The organism is Xanthomonas sp. LMG 12461 (assembly GCF_009192935.1).
Lineage (GTDB): Bacteria > Pseudomonadota > Gammaproteobacteria > Xanthomonadales > Xanthomonadaceae > Xanthomonas_A > Xanthomonas_A sontii.
Map to the genome: position 1 here is coordinate 79811 of NZ_NQYT01000036.1, position 19633 is coordinate 99443.

Here is a 19633-nt window from a genome sequence, read left to right on the forward strand (position 1 = left end):
TCACTTCGATCAATAACATTAACAGGAAGCTCATGTAATCTCTCAGCAGGCTGTTCATCCGCGGCCGATCTGGAAGATGGGGTTACTAAGCCGACCCAGCCCCCGGAGCCCAGGATGGACCTGCATAAACATGCGGTTTGAGCCCGCGAGGTCGAGCCTTGCTGGTGGATCGCATCCTTGTTCATGGTCTGCGCGTGGAGGAGGCGGCGCATGCGGCCGGGGTCAGCGTGCGCACTGCCTACAAGTGGCTCAGGCGGTTCAAGGAAGAAGGCACGGCGGGGCTGATGGATCGCTCCTCGCGGCCACGTCATTGCCCGCACGCTATTGCGCAGTCCATCGTGGATCAGGTCCTTGAGCAGCGCCGCTGCCGGCAAACCTACCGCCAGATTGCCGGGCAGCTTCGAGCGTGTTCTAACCGAAAATGGTGCCTGCTACGAATCCCGTCGCTTCCGCGGCCTGGTACGCAGGCTCGGCATGCGTCACCTGCGCACCAAGCCCTATACCCCGCGTACCAACGGCAAAGCCGAGCGACTCGTACAGACCAGCCTGGGCGAATGGACCTACGCGCGGCCTTACCTCAACTCCCAACAGCGCGCCGATGCCTTCCCCGACTGGGCGCACCACGGCAACTGGCAGCGCCCTCACTCCAGCCTCGGATACCTGCCGCCCATCTCCCGTATCCCAATGAACAAACTAGTGGGTTTACACACAGTGGATACGCCCAACCCGTCGGCGCGGACCGCGGCAAACATCTATCGGCATGCTTATTGCTTCATCAGGGGATTGCTCCGCTCGATCGCGACTGCGCTCGCTGCCGAATCCGCCCCCCTTCGACACGGTCCATCGTTCATGCCCCACCCGCCCCTGGTCAGCGTGGTCATGCCGGCCTACAAGCTGCGCTACTTCGAGCAGGCGCTCGACAGCGTGCTGGCCCAGACCTATCCGGCGCTGGAACTGGTCATCTGCGACGACAACCCCACCGAGGCGATCGCCGAGGTGGTGGAGCGAAAGCGTGGCTCGGCGCGGTTCCCGATCCGCTACGAACGCAACCCCAGCCGCCTGGGCGAACTCGGCAGCACCGCGCGCGCCATCGCCCTGGCCCAGGGCGAGTACGTCAAGTTCCTGCACGACGACGACGTGCTGGCGCCGGACTGCGTCGCCGCGCTGGTCGCGGCGATGCAGAGTGCACCGGACGTCCTGCTGGCGTCCTCGCGCCGCCAGCGCATCGACAGCCACGGCGCGCCGCTGGAGGACATCCCGGCCACCGCCTTCCCGTTCGCCGGCGACGTGCTGCTGGACGGGCCGGAGTTGCTGTCGTTCCTGGCCGACCACACCATCAACTTCGTCGGCGAGCCCAGCTGCGTGCTGTGCCGGCGCAGCGACCTGCTGGAGATCGGCGACGAGCTGATGACGCTGGCCGGCAAGGTCATCAACTGGGTCGGCGACCTGGCGCTGTACGCCAAGCTGCTGCACCGCGGCCACCTGGCGCTGCTGGCAAAGCCGCTGACCCGCTTCCGGGTGTCGGAGGAACAGTACAGCCAGGCCGGCCGCGACCAGCCCGGCATCGGCGACCAGGGCCATGCCAACTTCCGCCAGGGCGTGCGCGCCATGGGCTGGTACCGCGGCGATGGCGACGTCCGCCAGGTCACGGTGACGCCGCTGGGCGGCGGCCCCGGCACGCCGGTGGACCTGCTGCAGGCGATCCAGGACGCCTACGCGCGGGTCTGCGTACAGGCGACGCTGCGCGACTGGCAGGCGCAGCGGACGGTGACGCCGGCGCAACGCGACCTTCTCGACGCGCGCCTGGACGCCCTCGGCGGCGCGCCGCGGCTCGCCGTGCTGGTCGACGCACGCGGCGCCGACCGTGCCGCGCTGGACGCCACGCTGGACAGCCTGCTGCTGGAGGGCACGCCGTTCGCGCAGGTGCAGGCGCTGGTGCTGGGCGACGCCTCCCTCCCCGCGTGGCCCGACCCGCGGGTCCGGATCCTGCCACCGCTGCCGGCCGCGGCCGATGCGGCGGCGCTGTCCGCCGCACTGGATGTCTCGCCGGGCAGCGAATGGTGCCTGCGCGTGGCCGCGGGCAGCCGTTTCTATGCCGGCGGCCTGTTGCGGCTGCTGCTGGAACTGGCGCAGCAGCCACAGTGCACTGCGCTGTATGCGGACGAATGGCTGGCGGTGGACGCGGACACCCTGGCGCCGCTGCTGCGGCCCGATCCGGACCTGGACCTGCTGCTGGGCAATCCGCTGGCCATGGCTGGCCACTGGGTGTTCCGCCGTGCCGCGGTGCAGGCGTTGGGCGGCTTCGATCCGGCTTACGACGGCGCCAGCGAGCTGGAGCTGATCCTGCGCCTGTTCCTGCGCGACGGCGGCGACGGCATCGCGCACCTGCCCGAGCCGCTGCTGGTCGCCGCACCGGCCAGCGCCGAGGCCGGCGGCCCGGCGCGCCAGCGCGCGATCGCCGCGCACCTGCAGGCCCGCGGCTATCCGCAGGCCACGGTCGAGCCGTTGCCGGGCGGCCTGTTCCGCATCGACTACGGCCACCCCGCGCAACCGCCGGTCTCAATCGTGCTGCTGGCACAGGACAACCTGCCGGCGTTGCAGCGCGCGGTGGTCAGCCTGCTCGAACAGACCGCCTACCCCGCCTATGAATTGCTGCTGGTGGACAACGCCAGCCAGGCGCCGGAGATCACCGCGTGGATGCAGGCCGTGGCCGAGTTGGGCAACGGCCGCATCCGCGTGTTCGCCCTGGAACAGCGGGTCTGCCAGGCCGAGGCGCACAACCTCGCCGCCACCCAGGCGCAGGGCGAGTACCTGCTGTTCCTGGACGCCGACAGCGCCGCGGTGCAGGACGGCTGGCTGCACGCGCTGATGAACCACGCGCAGCGGCCCGAAGTCGGCATCGTCGGCGCCAAGGGCGTGTCCGCCGACGGCCGCATCACCCATGCCGGCCTGCTGCCGGGCCTGCTGGCCGGCGCCGGCCACGCCTTCGCCGGCGAGGCGATGGCGCAGCCGGGCTACATGGGCCGGCTGCAGGTGGCACACCGCTACAGCGCAGTGTCGGCGCATTGCCTGCTGGTGCGGCGGGCGCTGTTCGAACACCTGTCCGGCTTCGACGCGGCCGGCTTCGCCGCCGGCGGCGCCGACGTGGACCTGTGCCTGCGCGCCGCGGCGACGGGCGCCTGGACCGTGTGGACGCCGCAGGCGCTGCTGCTGCAACCAGCCTCGGCCACGCGCAGCGAGGCGGCCGACGAGGCGCTGCTGCAGCGCTGGCTGCCGGCGCTGGCGCAGGATCCGGCGTATTCGCCGAGCCTGGGCCTGGACCAGCCCGGCGGTTTCCAGTTGACCGAGTCCGAATTCTCCTGGCAGCCGCTGGCCTGGAAACCGCTGCCGCGGGTGCTGGCCCATCCCGGCGACACCTTCGGCAGCGGCCAATACCGGGTGATCCAGCCATTCCAGGCGCTGGCCGCGGCCGCGCAGATCGACGGCCTGTACTACGCGCGCCTGCTCGATCCGGTGGAGCTGCAGCGCATCGGCGCCGACGTGGTGGTGCTGCAGCGCCGGGTCGGCGACGCGGAACTGGCGCGGATGGAGCGCATGCGCCGGTTCGGCACTGCCTTCATGGTCTACGAGCTGGACGACTACCTGCCGAACCTGCCGCTGAAGAGCGCGCATCGCGAGCACATGCCCAAGGACGTGCTGCGCTCGCTGCGGCGCGCCGCCACGCTGGTGGACCGGGTCACCGTCTCCACGCCGGACCTGGCCGAGGCGCTGGCCGGCCTGCACGGCGACATCCGCGTGGTGCGCAACCGGCTGGAGCCGCAGCTGTGGGGCACGCTGGTGCCGCCGGCGGCATCCACCTCGGCCAAGCCACGGGTCGGCTGGGCCGGCGGGCTCAGCCACACCGGCGACCTGGAACTGATCGCCGACGTGGTGCAGGCGCTGGCCGGCGAGGTGCACTGGGTGTTCATGGGCCTGTGCCCGGAGCGGCTGCGCCGGCACGTGCACGAGGTGCACGCGGGCGTGGACTTCGCCCGCTATCCGCAGGCGCTGGCCGCGCTGGGCCTGGACCTGGCGCTGGCGCCGCTGGAAGACAACCTGTTCAATCGCTGCAAGAGCAACCTGCGCCTGCTCGAGTACGGCGCCTGCGGCTATCCGGTGGTGGCCAGCGACCTGCCGCCCTACCGCGACGGCGCGCTGCCGGTCACCCTGGTCAAGAACCGCTTTCGCGACTGGGTCAATGCGATCCGCGCGCACCTGGCCGACGCCGACGCACGCACCGCCGCCGGCATGGCCCTGCGCGCGACGGTGCAGCGCGACTGGTTGCTGCACGGCGCCAATCTGCAGGAGTGGCGGGCGGCCTGGCTGCCGGACTGAGTCGGTCTCCTCTCCCGCCTTGAGGTCGCCGCGCGGCGCCCGCGTCCGACCGTGACGCGGCGCACGGCGTCAACCTGCCGACACCTTGCCGACGCGCGGTCCGTGCCGGCCGTGCCGCCGGCGCCAGGAACCCGTCACCGGGTGCCGGCCTTCCCCGCGCATGCCTGTCCGGAGGCTGCGCGACACGTGAGTGGCGTTTCGGCACACCGCTTGCATTGCATACGGGCAAGCCGTCTCCCGGCAGGGACTTCACCGTATGAGCGACTCCATCAGCTCCATCCTTTCGCAGATCCGCAGCTACCAGGGCCAGGTCGGCCAGGCGGCGCAGACGCGGGTGGGCGATGTCGGCCGCAGCAATGCGATCGAAGGCCTGGGCGGCAGCCAGGGCGTGCAGGGCCCGAGCTTCACCGAGACCCTGCGCAACGCGATCGGCGGCGTGAACGAGGCCCAGCAGAAGTCCGGCGACCTCGCCAAGGCCTTCGAACTGGGCGACCCCAGCGCCGACCTGGCCAAGGTGATGCTGGCCGCGCAACAGTCCCAGGTGGCGTTTCGCGCTACCGTGGAAGTCCGCAACCGACTCGTCCAGGCGTACCAGGACGTGATGAACATGCCGCTGTAAGGGTAGAAGACGATGGCGCTTGCGATCAGCAAAGACACATTCAACAGCGAAAAGGCCGGGGCCTGGTTCGACCGCCTGCAGAGCCTGCAGCTCACCCGGCGCATCGGCCTGATGGCGATGATCGCGGTGGCCGTGGCCGCCGGCCTGTTCGTGTTCTTCTGGTCGCAGAAGCCGGCCTACACTCCCCTGTACACCGGCCTGGACGAGAAGGGCACGGCCGAGGCCACCGACCTGCTGCGCACCGCGCAGATCCCGTTCAAGCTCGACCAGGCCACCGGCGCGATCACCGTGCCGGAGGACAAGCTGTACGACGCGCGGCTGAAGCTGGCCGGCGCCGGCCTGACCGACAACGGCAACATGGGCTTCGAAGTGATGGAAAAGGATCCCGGCTTCGGGGTCAGCCAGTTCGTGGAGAACGCGCGCTACCAGCACGCCCTGGAAACCGAACTGGCGCGCACCATCGCCAGCCTGCGCCCGGTGCGCGAGGCGCGGGTGCACCTGGCCATCCCCAAGCCGAGCGCGTTCACCCGCCAGCGCGAGGCCGCCAGCGCCTCGGTGGTACTGGAACTGCGCGGCGGCACCACCCTGGAACGCAACCAGGTCGATGCGATCGTCAACATGGTCGCCTCCAGCATCCCCGACCTGGCGCCGGACCGCGTCACCGTGGTCGACCAGAGCGGGCGCATGCTGACCATCGCCGACCCCAACAGCGATGCCGCGCTCAACGCCGCCCAGTTCGATCAGGTGCGGCGCCAGGAAAGCGCCTACAACCAGCGCATCCGCGAACTGCTGGAGCCGATGACCGGCCCGGGCCGGGTCAACCCGGAAGTGAACGTGGACATGGACTTCTCGGTGGTCGAGGAAGCGCGCGAGCTGTACAACGGCGACCCGCCGAAGCTGCGCAGCGAGCAGGTCAGCGACAGCAGCACCAGCACCAGCGGTCCGCAGGGCGCGCCCGGCGCGACCAGCAACTCGCCGGGCAGCGCGCCGGGCCAGCCGGGCGCCACCGGCGCCCCGCCCGCCGCGGGCACCGCCGGCACCCAGCAGGCCGCCGCCGCGACCCCGACCGAAAGCTCCAAGAGCGCCACCCGCAACTACGAGCTGGACCGCACCCTGCAGCACACCCGGCAGCCGGCCGGGCGCATCAAGCGCGTCTCGGTGGCGGTGCTGGTGGACCACGTGATGCGGCCGGGCGCCAAGGGCAAGATGACCGAGCAGGCGCTCAGCGCCGCCGAGCTGACCCGCATCGAAGGCCTGGTCAAGCAGGCGGTGGGCTTCAACGCCGAACGCGGCGACACCGTCTCGGTGATGAACGCCCCGTTCGTCCGCCAGGCCCCGGAAGCGGCCGACAAGCCCGGTTGGTGGGAAGATCCGCGGGTGATGAACGTCGCGCGCCTGGTGCTGGGTGCGGCGGTGGTGCTGGCGCTGCTGTTCGGCGTGCTGCGCCCGGCGCTGCGCCAGATCGCCGGTCCCGCGCCGGCCGCGTCGGTGGGCCACGACCGCGACGGCAACGAGCCGCGCGACGCCAAGCTGTCGATGCTCGACGACGACAACCCGCTGCTGCCGTCGCTGGGTGAGGACACCGCCAGCCTCAGCGGCGGCGCTGGCGGCAATCCCGCCATCGCCCTGCCCGACGCCTACGAAGAACGGTTGCGTCAGGCCCGCGAAGCGGTCAAACAGGATTCCAAGCGCGTGGCGCAGGTCGTGAAGGGATGGGTCGCCAGTGAAGCCTGATGCGAACGCAATGAATGGCACCCAGCGCGCCGCCGTGCTGCTGCTGTCGCTCGGCGAGGCCGACGCGGCCGAGGTGCTCAAGCACATGGACCCCAAGGAGGTGCAGAAGATCGGCATCGCCATGGCGACGCTGAGCGGCATCTCGCGCGACCAGGTCGAGAAGGTCATGGAGGAGTTCAACGCCGAGCTGGGCAGCAAGACCTCGCTGGGCGTGGGCGCCGACGACTACATCCGCAACGTGCTGGTGCAGGCGCTGGGCGCCGACAAGGCCGGCAGCCTGATCGACCGCATCCTGCTGGGCCGCAACACCACCGGCCTGGACACCCTGAAGTGGATGGACCCGCGCTCCATCGCCGACCTGGTGCGCAACGAGCATCCGCAGATCATCGCCATCGTGATGGCGCACCTGGACAGCGACCAGGCCGCCGAGGCGCTGAAGCTGCTGCCCGAGCGCACCCGCGCCGACGTGCTGATGCGCATCGCCACCCTCGACGGCATCCCGCCGCACGCGCTCAACGAGCTCAACGAGATCATGGAGCGGCAGTTCTCCGGCAACCAGAACCTGAAGTCGTCCAACGTGGGCGGGGTCAAGGTCGCGGCCAACATCCTCAACTTCCTGGACAGCGGCTCGGACCAGGGCGTGCTGTCGGCGATCAGCAAGATCGACGCCGACCTGGGCAGCCGCATCCAGGACCTGATGTTCGTGTTCGACAATCTGGTGGAGCTGGACGACCGCGGCCTGCAGACCATGCTCCGCGAAGTCAGCGGCGACCGTCTCGGCCTGGCCCTGCGCGGCGCCGACATCAAGGTGCGCGACAAGATCACCAAGAACATGTCCCAGCGCGCCGCCGAGATCCTGCTGGAAGACATGGAGGCGCGCGGCCCGGTGCGCCTGTCCGACGTGGAAGCCGCGCAGAAGGAAATCCTGGCGATCGTGCGGCGCCTGGCCGACGAAGGCGTGATCAGCCTGGGCGGTAGCGGTGCGGAGGCCATGGTATGAACGGCAACGTGGTGCGCTGGCTGGCGCCGGAACTCGATGCCCCGTCCGCGCTGGCGGCGCTGCCCTACGAAGACGCGCTGCCCGACGAGCCGGTGCTGCGTCCGCCGAGCCTGGAGGAGATCCAGGCGATCGAGGCCGCGGCCCAGCACGAAGGCTTCGAACGCGGCCACGCCGAGGGCCTGGCCCAGGGCCAGGCCGAGATCCGCCGCCTCACCGCACAGATCGAAGGCATCCTGGACAACTTCTCGCGGCCGCTGGCGCGGCTGGAGAACGAGGTGGTCGGCGCGCTCGGCGAGCTGGCCGTGCGCATCGCCGGCAGCCTGGTCGGCCGCGCCTACCAGGCCGACCCGGTGCTGCTGTCGGAACTGGTCGCCGAGGCGCTGGACGCGGTCGGCGGCGCGCGCCGCGACGTCGAGGTGCGCCTGCACCCGGACGACATCGCCGCGCTGACCCCGCTGCTGACGCTGATGGATCAGGGCATCCGGCTGGTGCCGGACCTGAGCCTGAGCCGCGGCGACCTGCGCGTGCACGCCGAATCGGTGCGCATCGACGGCACCCTCGAGGCGCGCCTGCGCGCGGCCCTGGAAACGGTGATGCGCAAGTCCGGAGCGGGCCTGTGAGCGCGCTGTCCGGCACCCACCCCGCCGACTGGCTGGATGCGCGCAACCTGCGCCTGGCCGGCCGCCTCGGCAAGCTCGATCTGGACGCGGCCGCCGGCCGCGGCCTGATCCGCGAAGGCATCCTGCGCCGCGCGGTCGGCCTGACCCTGGAAGCCGTCGGCTGCGAGGCGCCGATGGGCGCCACCTGCAAGGTCGAGGTCGACGGCGGCTGGGTCGACGCGGAAGTCGTCGGCTTCTCCGGCGACCGCACCTCGCTGATGCCCAGTGCCGAAACCCACGGTCTGCTGCCCAACGCGCGGGTGGTGCCGCTGCACCGCCGCGGCGGCGTCGAAGTGGGCGAAGGTCTGCTCGGCCGGGTGATCGACTCGGACGGCGTGCCGCTGGACGGCAAGGGTCCGATCCGCGCCGAAGGCTCGGTGGGCATGGCCGGCGTGTCGATCAACCCGCTGGCGCGCGAACCGATCACCACCCCGCTGGACGTGGGCGTGCGCGCGATCAACGCGCTGCTGCCGATCGGCCGCGGCCAGCGCGTGGGCCTGTTCGCCGGCTCCGGCGTCGGCAAGTCCACCCTGCTGGGCATGATGACCCGCTACACCGCCGCCGACGTGATCGTGGTCGGGCTGATCGGCGAACGCGGCCGCGAAGTGCGCGATTTCGTCGAGACCACCCTGGGCGAGGAAGGCCTGCGCCGCGCCGTGGTGGTCGCCGCCCCGGCCGACCGCCCGCCGCTGGCGCGCCTGCACGGCGCCTACCGCGCCACCGCCATCGCCGAATGGTTCCGCGACCAGGGCCTGAACGTGCTGCTGCTGATGGACTCGCTGACCCGCTTCGCCCAGGCCCAGCGCGAGATCGGCCTGTCGGTGGGCGAGCCGCCGACCACCCGCGGCTATCCGCCGTCGGTGTTCGCCAAGCTGCCGGCGCTGGTCGAACGCGCCGGCAACGGCGCCAAGGGCCGCGGCTCGATCACCGCCTTCTACACCGTGCTCACCGAAGGCGACGATCCGCAGGACCCGATCGCCGATGCCGCGCGCGCCATCCTCGACGGCCACATCCTGCTGTCGCGGCGCGTCGCCGATAGCGGCCTGTACCCGGCCATCGACGTCGAGTCCTCGGTCAGCCGCGTGGTCCAGGACATCGCCGACGAGCCGTGGCGCCTGCGCATCCGCTCGCTGAAGCGGCTGGTGGCCGCGTACTCGGCCAACCGCGACCTGATCACCATCGGCGCCTACCAGCGCGGCAACGATCCGGCCGTGGACGAAGCGCTGGAGCGCTGGCCGGAGATCATGGAATTCCTCGGACAGGACGTCGCCAAAGCCGCAGATCTGCCCCACAGCCAGGCCGCCCTCAAGCGCCTGGTCGACCGCGAGAACTAAGCCATGATGCAATCGCAACGTCTCGATCCCCTGCTCCGCCGCGCCCAGCAGCACGAAGACGAGGTCGCGCGCGATCTCGCCGAGCGCCAGCGCGCCCTGGCCACCCACGAGTCGCGGCTGGAGGAACTGCGCCGCTACGCCGAGGAGTACGCCAACAGCCAGATGGCCGCGACCAGCCTGGCGCAACTGGCCAACCGCCGCGCCTTCCTGGACCGGCTGGAGAGCGCGGTGCAGCAGCAGTGCCAGACCGTGGACCGCAACCGCGAAAAGGTGGAGATGGAGCGCAGCCGGCTGCTGCTGGCCAGCCGCGACAAGCAGGTGCTGGAACAGCTCGCGGCCAGCTACCGCGCGCAGGAACGCAAGGTCGACGACCGCCGCAGCCAGCGCGAGATGGACGACCTGGGCGCGCGCCGCGCGCGCCTGGCGGCCACCGCCGACGAACACGATGACGGAGACGGACGATGAACAACGCGCTTTCCGCGCTGGGCGGCAGTGGCCGCGCCAGCCAGATCGGCGGCGGCAACGACACGCAGGGCACCGACCGCGCCGGCGGCAAGGACAAGGACTTCGCCAAGCTGCTCGGCGGCGGCGGCTCGGCGCGTACCACCGCGCCCAAGCCCGCCGCCCGCGAGACGCCCAAGCCGGCGCAGAACGCCGGCAAGGACCAGGCGGACAAGCGTCCGGCCGCCGCGGACGACACCGCCAGCGACCCCGCGCGCACCGCGCAGGCCGGCGACAAGGTCGCCCAGGACGCCGAGAAGAGCAGCACCGAGACCAAGGCCTCGGGCAGCGACAAGGGCAAGGCCAAGACCGAAGACAAGCACGAGGACGCCAAGCCCGACGACAGCGCCTGGCCGCCGGCCGGGTTGGCCGGTATCGGCCTGGGCCTGCTACCGGCGATCGGCGCGGCGGTGCTGCCGGCGGCCACCGCGACCCCGCTGGGCGCAGCGGCCGGGCTGGCGGTCGGCGTCGCCGGCGCCGTGGCCAACGGCGTAGGCGCCCTGCTCGGCGGCGACGCCGCGGCCCAGACCGCGGCCGGCGCCACCGATCCGACTGCCGCCACCGCCGGCACTGCCGCAACGGCCGGCACCGCCCCGGCCTCTGCGGCCGGCGGCTTCGGCGCGATGCAGTTGGCGCAGGCCGGGTCCGCCGACAAGGCGAGCGGCGCCGACACCGCGGCGCCGTTGGCGGCGCTGGCCGCCATCGCCGCCGCGGCCGGCGGCAAGAGTGGCGAGAGCGGCGACGCCGCGCCCGCCGCCGATCCCAGCGCGATCGTGCCGACCACGGCGGCGGCCCCACTGCACGCCACGGCGCGGCTGGCCGATCCGCAGCCGTTCACCGGCTCGCCCACGCCGACCCCGAACCTGCACGGCAACCAGTTCGACGAGGAACTGGGCGCGCGCATCAGCTGGCTGGCCGACCAGAAGATCGGCCACGCCCACATCAAGCTCAATCCGGCCGAGCTCGGCCCGGTCGAAGTGCGCCTGCACATGACCGGCGACCAGGTCAACGCCAGCTTCAGCAGCAACCAGGCCGACGTGCGCCAGGCCCTCGAGAACAGCCTGCCGCGCCTGCGCGACATGCTCGGCCAGCACGGCTTCCAGCTCGGCCAGGCCGACGTCGGCCAGCAGCAGCCGCAGCAACAGCAGGCCAATGCGCAGGGCACGCCGCAGGGCGGCGGCCGCAGCGGCGGCGAGCTCGCCGACGACCTGTCCGGCAGCGTCGGGATTCCGGCAGTGGTGTTGCGCCAGCGCGGTCTGCTCGACGCCTACGCCTGACGATCCGGGGCGCGCCGCCGCCCCTTCACGGCGATCGAGGGAGTGGGACGGGTCTCGGCCTCGACGTTCGTCGGAAGGATACGTCGGGGTTGAGGCCCCTCCGCTGGGCCCGACCCCCTCTCCCACAACGGTCTCGGCCCGCGCCGGCATGGCGCGCGCGGCGGCGCCGTCAAACACCCGGCGCGCCAGGCGCCCGGTTTCGGCACGGCGATTGCATCCTCAGGGGCAGACCCCCCTCAGGAGCCCGCTCAGTGTCAGCCGCCGACAAATCCAAGAAAGACGCCAAGGACGCCCCGGAAGGCGGCAAGTCGAAGAAGAAGCTGCTGATCATCGTCGTCGCGGCGGTGCTGGTGCTGGGCGGCGGCGGTGCCGGCGCGTTCTTCTTCCTGAAGAAGCCCGAGGGCGGCCACGCCAAGGCCGAGGAAAAGACCGCCGAGATCCCCAAGCCGGCGCAGTACTTCGCGATGGACCCGGCGTTCGTGGTCAACCTCAACGGCGGCGCGGAAGACGGCCCGCACTATCTGCAGCTCGAAGTGCAGCTGATGACCCGCGACCCGGAAGAGCTGAAGCTGATCACCGAGAACGCCCCGGCGATCCGCGCGCACCTGCTGATGCTGTTCTCGCAGGTGCAGGCGCAGGACATCGCCAACATCGATGGGCGCAAGAAGCTGCAGGCCGCGGCGCTGGCCGACGCGCAGAAGCTGATGACCGCCGAGACCGGCAAGAAGTGCGTGGAAGAACTCCTGTTCACCAGCTTCGTGACCCAGTAAAGGCGCTGCCGCGATGACCGACCTGCTCTCCCAAGACGAGATCGATGCCCTGCTGCATGGCGTCGACGCGGGCGTGGTGGACACCGAGCCGGCGCCGGCCGAGCCGGGCGAGGCGCGCAACTACGACTTCTCCAGCCAGGACCGGATCATCCGTGGGCGCATGCCGACCCTGGAGATGGTCAACGAGCGCTTCGCGCGCCTGTGGCGGATCGGCCTGTTCAACCTGATCCGGCGCTCGGCCGACCTGTCGGTGCGCGGCATCGACCTGATCAAGTTCAACGACTACATGCACTCGCTGTACGTGCCGAGCAACCTGAACCTGATCAAGTTCAAGCCGCTGCGCGGCACCGGCCTGATCGTGTTCGAGCCGACCCTGGTGTTCACCGTGGTCGACAACTTCTTCGGCGGCGACGGCCGCTACCCCACCCGCATCGAGGGCCGCGAGTTCACCCCGACCGAGATGCGGGTGATCCAGCTGATGCTCAAGCAGACCTTCGCCGACCTGGCCGAAGCCTGGGCGCCGGTGATGGAGGTGGAGTTCGAGTACCTCAATTCCGAGGTCAACCCGCACTTCGCCAACATCGTCACCCCGCGCGAGTACGTGGTGGTCAGCCGCTTCCACGTGGAGCTGGAAGGCGGCGGCGGCGAGATCCACGTGACCCTGCCGTACTCGATGCTGGAGCCGATCCGCGAACTGCTCGACGCCGGCATCCAGAGCGACCGCGTGGACCGCGACGAGAGCTGGAACATCATGCTGCGCGAGCAGCTGTTCGGCTCGGAGGTCACCATTTCCAGCGTGCTGGCGCAGAAGCAGATGAGCCTGCGCGAGCTGACCCGGCTGAAGATCGGCGACGTGCTGCCGATCGACCTGCCCAAGCAGGTGCCGCTGTGCGTGGAGAACATCCCGGTGTTCACCGGCGAGTTCGGCATCTCGCACGGCCAGAACGCGGTGAAGATCACCGCCACCCATCCCCCCGGCGCGCTGCGCCGCCGCCCCGCTCCCCAGGAAGACCTGCCATGACCCAAACCGATCCCACCCAGCCGGCGCCGGCCCAGTTCGACAGCCTGCAGCCGGACGCCATGGCCGAGTCCAACGACCTGAACCTGGACGTGATCCTGGACGTGCCGGTGACGCTGTCGCTGGAAGTCGGCCGCAGCCGCATTCCGATCCGCAACCTGCTGCAGCTCAATCAGGGTTCGGTGGTGGAACTGGAGCGCGGCGCCGGCGAACCGCTGGACGTCTACGTCAACGGCACCCTGATCGCGCACGGCGAGGTGGTGACCATCAACGACCGCTTCGGCGTGCGCCTGACCGACGTGGTCAGCCCCAGCGAGCGCATCCGGAGACTGCGGTGAGCCTGCTGCTCGCCGTCGCCACGCAGGCTGCCACGCAGACCGCCAGGCACGGCTCGGGCGTCGGCAACGCGGCACCGTCGGCGCCCAGCCTGCTCGGCGCGGTGTTCGCGCTGCTGCTGGTGCTGGGCCTGATCCTGGCCATGGCCTGGGTGCTCAAGCGCCTGCCCGGCAGCGGCTTCCGCCCGGCGCAAGGCCTGCGCGTGGTCGCCAGCCTGGCGGTCGGCGCCAAGGAGCGGGTGGTGGTGGTCGAGGTCAACGGCGAACAGCTGCTGCTCGGCGTCTCGCCCGGCGGGGTACGCACCTTGCATCAGCTGCCCGAGCCGCTGCCGCAGGCGCCTGCGCCGACCCTGCCCTCGATCAAGCCGTTCAAGCAGCTTCCCGATTTCGCCCAGCTTCTGGCGCAGAAGCTGCGCAAGGACAAATGATCATGCCGTTTTTCTGGAACCGCAACGCCCGCCGGCTGCGCCTGCTGCTGATCCTGTTGACGCTGAGCCTGCTGCCCGCCTTTGCCTGGGCGCAGGCCGCGCAGGCGCCCGCCGCCACGCCGACCGCGCAGAATCCGCAGAACGCCGCGCCCACCCTGCCCTCGCTGCCGGAGGTCAACGTCGGCAAGATCGGCGCGCAGCCGGTGAGCCTGCCGCTGCAGACGCTGCTGCTGATGACGGCCATCACCCTGCTGCCGTCGCTGCTGCTGGTGCTGACCGCCTTCACCCGCATCACCATCGTGCTCGGCCTGCTGCGGCAGGCGCTGGGCACCGGGCAGACGCCGTCCAACCAGGTGCTGATGGGCCTGGCGCTGTTCCTGACCGCGTTGGTGATGATGCCGGTGTGGGAAAAGGCCTGGGGCCAGGGCATGAGCCCGTATCTCAACGGCCAGATCGATTTCCAGACGGCGTGGACGCTGACCACGCAGCCGCTGCGCGCGTTCATGCTGGCGCAGGTGCGCGAGACCGACCTGATGACCTTCGCGGGCATGGCGGGCAACGGCACCTACAGCGGCCCGGATGCGGTGCCGTTCCAGGTGCTGGTGGCCTCGTTCGTGACCAGCGAGCTGAAGACGGCGTTCGAGATCGGCTTTCTGATCTTCATCCCGTTCGTGATCATCGATCTGGTGGTGGCCAGCGTGCTGATGTCGATGGGCATGATGATGATGTCGCCGATGCTGATCTCGGCGCCGTTCAAGATTCTGCTGTTCGTGCTGGTCGATGGCTGGGTGCTGACGGTCGGCACGCTGGCCGCCAGTTTCAACGGGGTCTGAGGCCATGAGTCCGGAACTGGCGCTGACGGAGTTGCGTGGCGGGTTGATCACGGTGTTGTGGGTGGCGGGGCCGTTGTTGCTGGCGATGTTGGCGGTGGGTGTGGTGATCGGTGTGTTCCAGGCGGCGACGCAGCTCAATGAGCCGACCATTGCGTTCATCGCGAAGGTGGTGGCGTTGACGGCGATGTTGTTTGCGACGGGGAGTATGTTGCTGGCGCATCTGGTGGAGTACACGACGATGCTGTTTCAGCGTATTCCGCATTTGATTGGGTAGCTGGGATGGCTGTGTTTGCCTCCCTGACTGCTCCTTCTCCCTTTGTGGTGGATGCCTCTGCGTGCTTTTCTTTATGTGAAGAGCAACAGCAAAAGCTTTCGCCTGGCGGCGAGTCACTTTTCTTTGCTTGTGCAAAGAAAAGTAACCAAAAGAAAGCACACCCCGCCGCAGCGCCCGCTACGCGGGTTCGCTCCGCTGACGGGATTTTCGGACGGGGCATCCTGCCCCGACCGAAAACGGCGCACGTCCTTGTGCGCCGCCCCCCTTCGGGGGGTTTTGCCCGCCAGCTCCGCCGCTGCGGAGGGGACCCGGTGGATCAAGAGCAAAACAACAGCAGAAACAACGGCAACGGCAACGGCAACGGCAACGGCAAAAGCTATAGCTGCGGCCATGGGGGCGTTGTCTTGTGTGCCCGTACGGTGTCCGTTGTTGTTCGCGAATGCGCTCGTCCGTCTTTGGCTGCAGACCGCTCGCGTTGCGCGGTCGGGGCTGGCCGTTCATTCGTGATGTCTGCCGGGGTCTCGGGCTGATGGATGCCGCCACGCAAATGGTCGTCGATGGGTCGCGGGCGTTCGCGATGATCGGGGCGGTGCTGTGGACGATGCTGCGGATCGGGGCGATGTTGACGGTGATGCCGATGGTCGGGAGCAAGGCGGTGCCGGGGCGGGTGCGGGTGATCCTGGCCGGGACGCTGGCGATTGCGCTGGCGCCGATCCTGCCGCCGGTGCCGGACTGGGACGGGTTCAATGCCGCGGTGGTGCTCAGCGTGGCACGGGAGCTGGCGGTGGGGGCCAGCATGGGCTTCATGCTGCGGATGATCTTCGAGGCCGGGGCGATGGCCGGGGAACTGGTCTCGCAGAGCACCGGCCTGGGCTTCGCGCAGATGGCCGATCCGCTGCGCGGGGTCAACTCGCCGGTGATCGGCCAGTGGTTCTACCTGGCCTTCGGCATGATGTTCTTCACCGCCAACGGGCATCTGGCGGTGGTGTCGCTGCTGGTGGACAGCTACAAGGCGCTGCCGATCGGCACCGCGCTGCCCGATGCGCAGGCCATGGCCTCGGTGGCGCCGAACTTCTTCATGAGCATCATGCGCGGGGCGGTGACCCTGGCGCTGCCGGTCATGGTGGCGATGATGGCGGTGAACCTGGCCTTCGGCGCGCTGGCCAAGGCGGCGCCGTCGCTGAACCCGATCCAGCTCGGCCTGCCGGTGGCGGTGGTGCTGGGCCTGGCGCTGCTGGCGGTGCTGGTCGGTGAGATGGGGGCGCCGGTGCAGCGGCTGTTCGATGCCGCCTTCAACGCCGCGCGCGCGCTGACCGCCTAACCGGCGCTCAAGCTGCGCCGCGACGCGGCCGATACCGACGGCAGGCTACCGTTGGCGGGCCAGGATGGGCGGCGGCAGCGCCGACCGTCCCGGATCCCGTCGATCGCCGCGGTCCGTCCTTCCTTCCATCGCTCGCCGTACGCCATGCCCTATCGCCTGCCAGCGCCCGCTCGTGCCTGCCATCGCCGTGTCCCACGGCGGTGCAGCGGCGGCTGAGCGCGCATGCGCACGGTCATGGGTCGATGCCTGTGGGGGCCGCTGTGGCTGCTGCTGTCGGCACTGACATGCACCGGGGCGACACAGGCCCAGGTGATCCCGTTGCGGCACTATGCGCAGGACCAGGGCCTGCTCGGCCTGGCCGGCACCTGTCTGCTGCAGCGTCGCGACGGCAGCCTGCTGGTCTGCAGCGAAAGCGGCCTGTATGCCTTCGACGGCGACCAGTTCCAGCAAGTGAAGCTGCAGGGCCACGGCGGCCATTACATCTCCGATGCCGCCGAGGACGCCCAGCGGCGGCTGTGGGTGGCCACCTTCGATGCGATCTACGTGGACGACGGCGCGCCGGCACGGTGGCTCCCGCTGGACCACAACAGCCTGCCGTCGCATCGCCAGCTGAACCGCCCGCGCCTGGCCGCACCGGCCTGGGGCACGGTGGTGCTGGACGACCACCGCCTGCTGCGCGCGGTGCGCAAGGCCGATGCGAAGGGATGGGAACTGCAGCCCCTGTTCGATGCGGCGACGCTGGCGCGGCAACCGGAGCTGGCCGACATCCACGACCTGTTCGTCGTCGACGACACACTGTGGCTGGGCTGCGCCAAGGCCTTGTGCCGGATCGATGCCGACGGTCGCGCCACCCACTACGACCAGGCCCAGGGCCTGCCCCCCGAATTCTGGCGCAATGCGGTGCGCGACCGTGACGGGAACCTGTGGGTCGTCGGCAGTCGCAAGGTGATGCGGCTGCAGGCCGGCGCGACGCGCTTCCAGGAGCAGACACCCCCCGGGCTGGACGGACCGGCCCTGGTGACCTCGCGCACGCCGATCCTGCTGGACCCGCAGCACCGCGTGCTGGTGCGGACCAACCAGGGCCTGGCACGCTGGGAACAGGGACGCTGGCGCAGTTTCGACCGTCGCAACGGCCTGCCCGAGGGCAGCATCGTCGCCATGCACTTCGACCAGGCCGGCGACCTGTGGCTGAGCATGGATGGCGAAGGCGTGCTGCGCTGGAACGGCTACGGCTGGATCGAGAACTGGGATGTGTCGCAGGGCATCAGTCGCGCGCCGACCTGGAGCATCCAGCGCACCCAGCGCGGCGACCTGCTGGTCGGTAACGAGGGCGGCGTCGACCGCCTGCGCGAGGATGGCCGTTTCCAGCGCTGGCCCAGCGACCACGGCACGCAGATGATCGGCCTGCAACGCGCCGCGGACGGCACGCTGTGGAGCATCGGCTCGGTCGGCGCGCTGCGCCGATACGACGCGCAGGGCCGGCTGCTGCGCGCCTACCCGCCGCTGGACGGCATCGCCAAACAGCTGTTCGTGGATGCGAGCGGCCGGGTGTGGATCCTCAGCAACCGCGGGGTGTATCTGCTGGCGGCGGCCGATGCCGACGCGGTGCCGCAGAAGGTGCAGGCGCTGCCCGGTGGCGAGTATTCGGACATCCAGCAGCGTGGCGACGGCAGCGTGCTGGCGGTGGGTATGACCGGCGTGTTCCGACTGCGTGGCGAGACCTGGACGCCGATCCGGCTGATCGTGGATGGTGCGCCGGCGCAACCCGTGCTCAGCAAGCTGCTGGTCCTGGACGATGGCCAGGCCTGGGCCAGCCTGTATGGACCCGGGGCCTGGCAAGGGCGGCTCGACGGCGACACCCTGTACCTGCAGCCGGCCGATGCGCAGTTGAGCGGCCTGCAGCTGTACAGCCTGCGCCGCACCCGCAACGGATGGATCTGGATCAGCCACAACCAGGGCGTGGACGTCTACGACGGACGCGCCTGGTCGCGGCTGACGCAGGCGCAGGGGCTGCTCTGGAACGACATGTCCGAATCGGCCTTCCTGGAAGACCACGACGGCTCGGTATGGCTGGGCAGCAGCCGTGGCGTCACCCACCTGCTGGATCCGGCGCGGCTGTTCCCGGCGCAGGCGCCAAGGCTGGCGCTCAAGGAGTTCAGCCGTGCCGGCGCCGCCATCGCCGCGGGCGCGCGCCTGCACTGGAGCGAGGATCCGCTGCATATCGCGGTCGGCTCACCGGACCTGTACGACGAGCGCAACCGCATCAGCTTCCGCTATCGCTTCGAGGGCGCACACACCCGCTGGCTGCACACGCCCAACTTCGAGTTCGAGCAACCGCCGCTGGCGCCGGGTCACTACGTGCTGGAGGTGCAGTTGCTGGACGCCTACCGGCGCAGCGCCTCGGCGCCGCTGCGGGTGGCGTTCTCGGTGGCGCCGGTGTGGTGGCGCAGCCAGCCGATGATCGCGCTGTACCTGGTGCTCGGCGGCGGCCTGGCGGTGGCCCTGCTGCACTGGCGCGAACGCCGCCTGCACCAGCGCCAGCGCGAACTGGCCGAACTGGTGGCGCTGCGCACCGAGGAGCTGGAACACGACAAGCGCGAACTGGAGATCGCCCGCGCCGCACTGGCGGTGAAGGCCTCGCACGACGCCCTCACCGGCCTGCTCAACCGCGCCGGCATCCTCGAGGCGCTGGCGGCGCAGATGCGCCGCAGCGACGCCGAGCAGACCCCGCTGGCAGTGGCGATGATCGACCTCGACCACTTCAAGCGGATCAACGACGAACACGGCCACCTGGTGGGCGACGCGGTGCTGATCGAGGTGGCGCGGCGCCTGGGCGCCAACCTGCGCGACGCCGACCTGGTCGGCCGCTACGGCGGCGAGGAACTGCTGGCCGTGCTGCCCGGCTTGCCGCCGAGCTGCGGCGAGCGGCTGCAGGCCCTGCGCGCCACCATCGCCGGGCAGCCGCTGCGCATCGGCGAGCGGCAGTTGGCGATCACCGCCTCGATCGGCGTGGCCTGGTATCGACCGGGCGAACCGCTGCAGCACCTGCTGGCGCGCGCCGACGCGGCGCTGTACCAGGCCAAGCGGCTGGGCCGCGACCGGGTCGAGCTGCAACTCGCCTAGCCGCCGCCGCGGCCGAGAGGCGCGGCAGCAGCG

At 70.4% G+C, this 19633-nt stretch carries 16 protein-coding genes and 1 pseudogene; all 17 read left to right on the plus strand.

Annotated features, from left to right (window positions below; genetic code table 11):
- Window positions 1–114: 114 nt before the first annotated feature.
- Window positions 115–711 (plus strand): annotated as a pseudogene (locus tag CEK68_RS10230) (leucine zipper domain-containing protein); the annotation flags it as partial.
- A 138-nt stretch (window positions 712–849) separates the two neighbouring features.
- Window positions 850–4374 (plus strand): glycosyltransferase, encoded by a 3525-nt coding sequence (locus CEK68_RS10235; RefSeq protein ID WP_152239316.1) that lies wholly within the window; start codon window positions 850–852, stop codon window positions 4372–4374.
- A 256-nt stretch (window positions 4375–4630) separates the two neighbouring features.
- Window positions 4631–4993, plus strand: coding sequence for a flagellar hook-basal body complex protein FliE (gene fliE, locus CEK68_RS10240; protein ID WP_010341655.1), 363 nt, complete (start codon window positions 4631–4633; stop codon window positions 4991–4993).
- Window positions 4994–5005: 12 nt separating this feature from the next.
- Window positions 5006–6727 carry a flagellar basal-body MS-ring/collar protein FliF gene (gene fliF / locus CEK68_RS10245; RefSeq protein WP_043091960.1) on the plus strand — a complete coding sequence of 574 codons (1722 nt, stop codon included), beginning with the start codon at window positions 5006–5008 and terminating at the stop codon, window positions 6725–6727.
- A gap of 10 nt (window positions 6728–6737) precedes the next feature.
- Window positions 6738–7727: a flagellar motor switch protein FliG gene (gene fliG / locus CEK68_RS10250; RefSeq protein ID WP_017912588.1), complete on the plus strand. Its 990-nt coding sequence runs from the start codon at window positions 6738–6740 to the stop codon at window positions 7725–7727.
- Window positions 7724–8347: a FliH/SctL family protein gene (locus CEK68_RS10255; RefSeq protein WP_017908680.1), complete on the plus strand. Its 624-nt coding sequence runs from the start codon at window positions 7724–7726 to the stop codon at window positions 8345–8347. The genes fliG and CEK68_RS10255 overlap by 4 nt, the downstream gene beginning before the upstream one ends.
- Window positions 8344–9720, plus strand: coding sequence for a FliI/YscN family ATPase (locus CEK68_RS10260; RefSeq protein WP_152239299.1), 1377 nt, complete (start codon window positions 8344–8346; stop codon window positions 9718–9720). The genes CEK68_RS10255 and CEK68_RS10260 overlap by 4 nt, the downstream gene beginning before the upstream one ends.
- Before the next feature lie 3 nt (window positions 9721–9723).
- Window positions 9724–10185: a flagellar export protein FliJ gene (gene fliJ, locus CEK68_RS10265; protein WP_010341649.1), complete on the plus strand. Its 462-nt coding sequence runs from the start codon at window positions 9724–9726 to the stop codon at window positions 10183–10185.
- Entirely contained in the window at window positions 10182–11498 is a 1317-nt protein-coding gene (locus CEK68_RS10270; protein ID WP_152239300.1) for a flagellar hook-length control protein FliK, read from the plus strand. Before fliJ ends, CEK68_RS10270 begins: the two co-directional genes overlap by 4 nt.
- Window positions 11499–11749: 251 nt before the next feature.
- Entirely contained in the window at window positions 11750–12268 is a 519-nt protein-coding gene (locus CEK68_RS10275) for a flagellar basal body-associated FliL family protein (RefSeq protein ID WP_017909004.1), read from the plus strand.
- Window positions 12269–12281: 13 nt separating this feature from the next.
- Window positions 12282–13289 (plus strand): flagellar motor switch protein FliM, encoded by a 1008-nt coding sequence (fliM, locus tag CEK68_RS10280; protein ID WP_017911180.1) that lies wholly within the window; start codon window positions 12282–12284, stop codon window positions 13287–13289.
- Between the two features lie 59 nt (window positions 13290–13348).
- On the plus strand, window positions 13349–13624 hold the full coding sequence (fliN, locus tag CEK68_RS10285; protein ID WP_223875781.1) for a flagellar motor switch protein FliN: 276 nt from the start codon (window positions 13349–13351) through the stop codon (window positions 13622–13624).
- A gap of 5 nt (window positions 13625–13629) precedes the next feature.
- The gene (fliO, locus tag CEK68_RS10290; RefSeq protein ID WP_193314162.1) at window positions 13630–14049 is read left to right on the plus strand and encodes a flagellar biosynthetic protein FliO; all 420 of its coding nucleotides are present in this window, start codon (window positions 13630–13632) and stop codon (window positions 14047–14049) included.
- 2 nt (window positions 14050–14051) lie between these two features.
- Entirely contained in the window at window positions 14052–14882 is an 831-nt protein-coding gene (fliP, locus tag CEK68_RS10295) for a flagellar type III secretion system pore protein FliP (RefSeq protein ID WP_026144375.1), read from the plus strand.
- Between the two features lie 4 nt (window positions 14883–14886).
- Window positions 14887–15156 (plus strand): flagellar biosynthetic protein FliQ, encoded by a 270-nt coding sequence (locus CEK68_RS10300; protein ID WP_010343869.1) that lies wholly within the window; start codon window positions 14887–14889, stop codon window positions 15154–15156.
- Window positions 15157–15685: 529 nt separating this feature from the next.
- Window positions 15686–16477 (plus strand): flagellar biosynthetic protein FliR, encoded by a 792-nt coding sequence (gene fliR / locus CEK68_RS10310; RefSeq protein WP_017909008.1) that lies wholly within the window; start codon window positions 15686–15688, stop codon window positions 16475–16477.
- A 234-nt stretch (window positions 16478–16711) separates the two neighbouring features.
- The gene (locus CEK68_RS10315) at window positions 16712–19600 is read left to right on the plus strand and encodes a diguanylate cyclase (protein ID WP_152239303.1); all 2889 of its coding nucleotides are present in this window, start codon (window positions 16712–16714) and stop codon (window positions 19598–19600) included.
- Window positions 19601–19633: the final 33 nt, after the last annotated feature.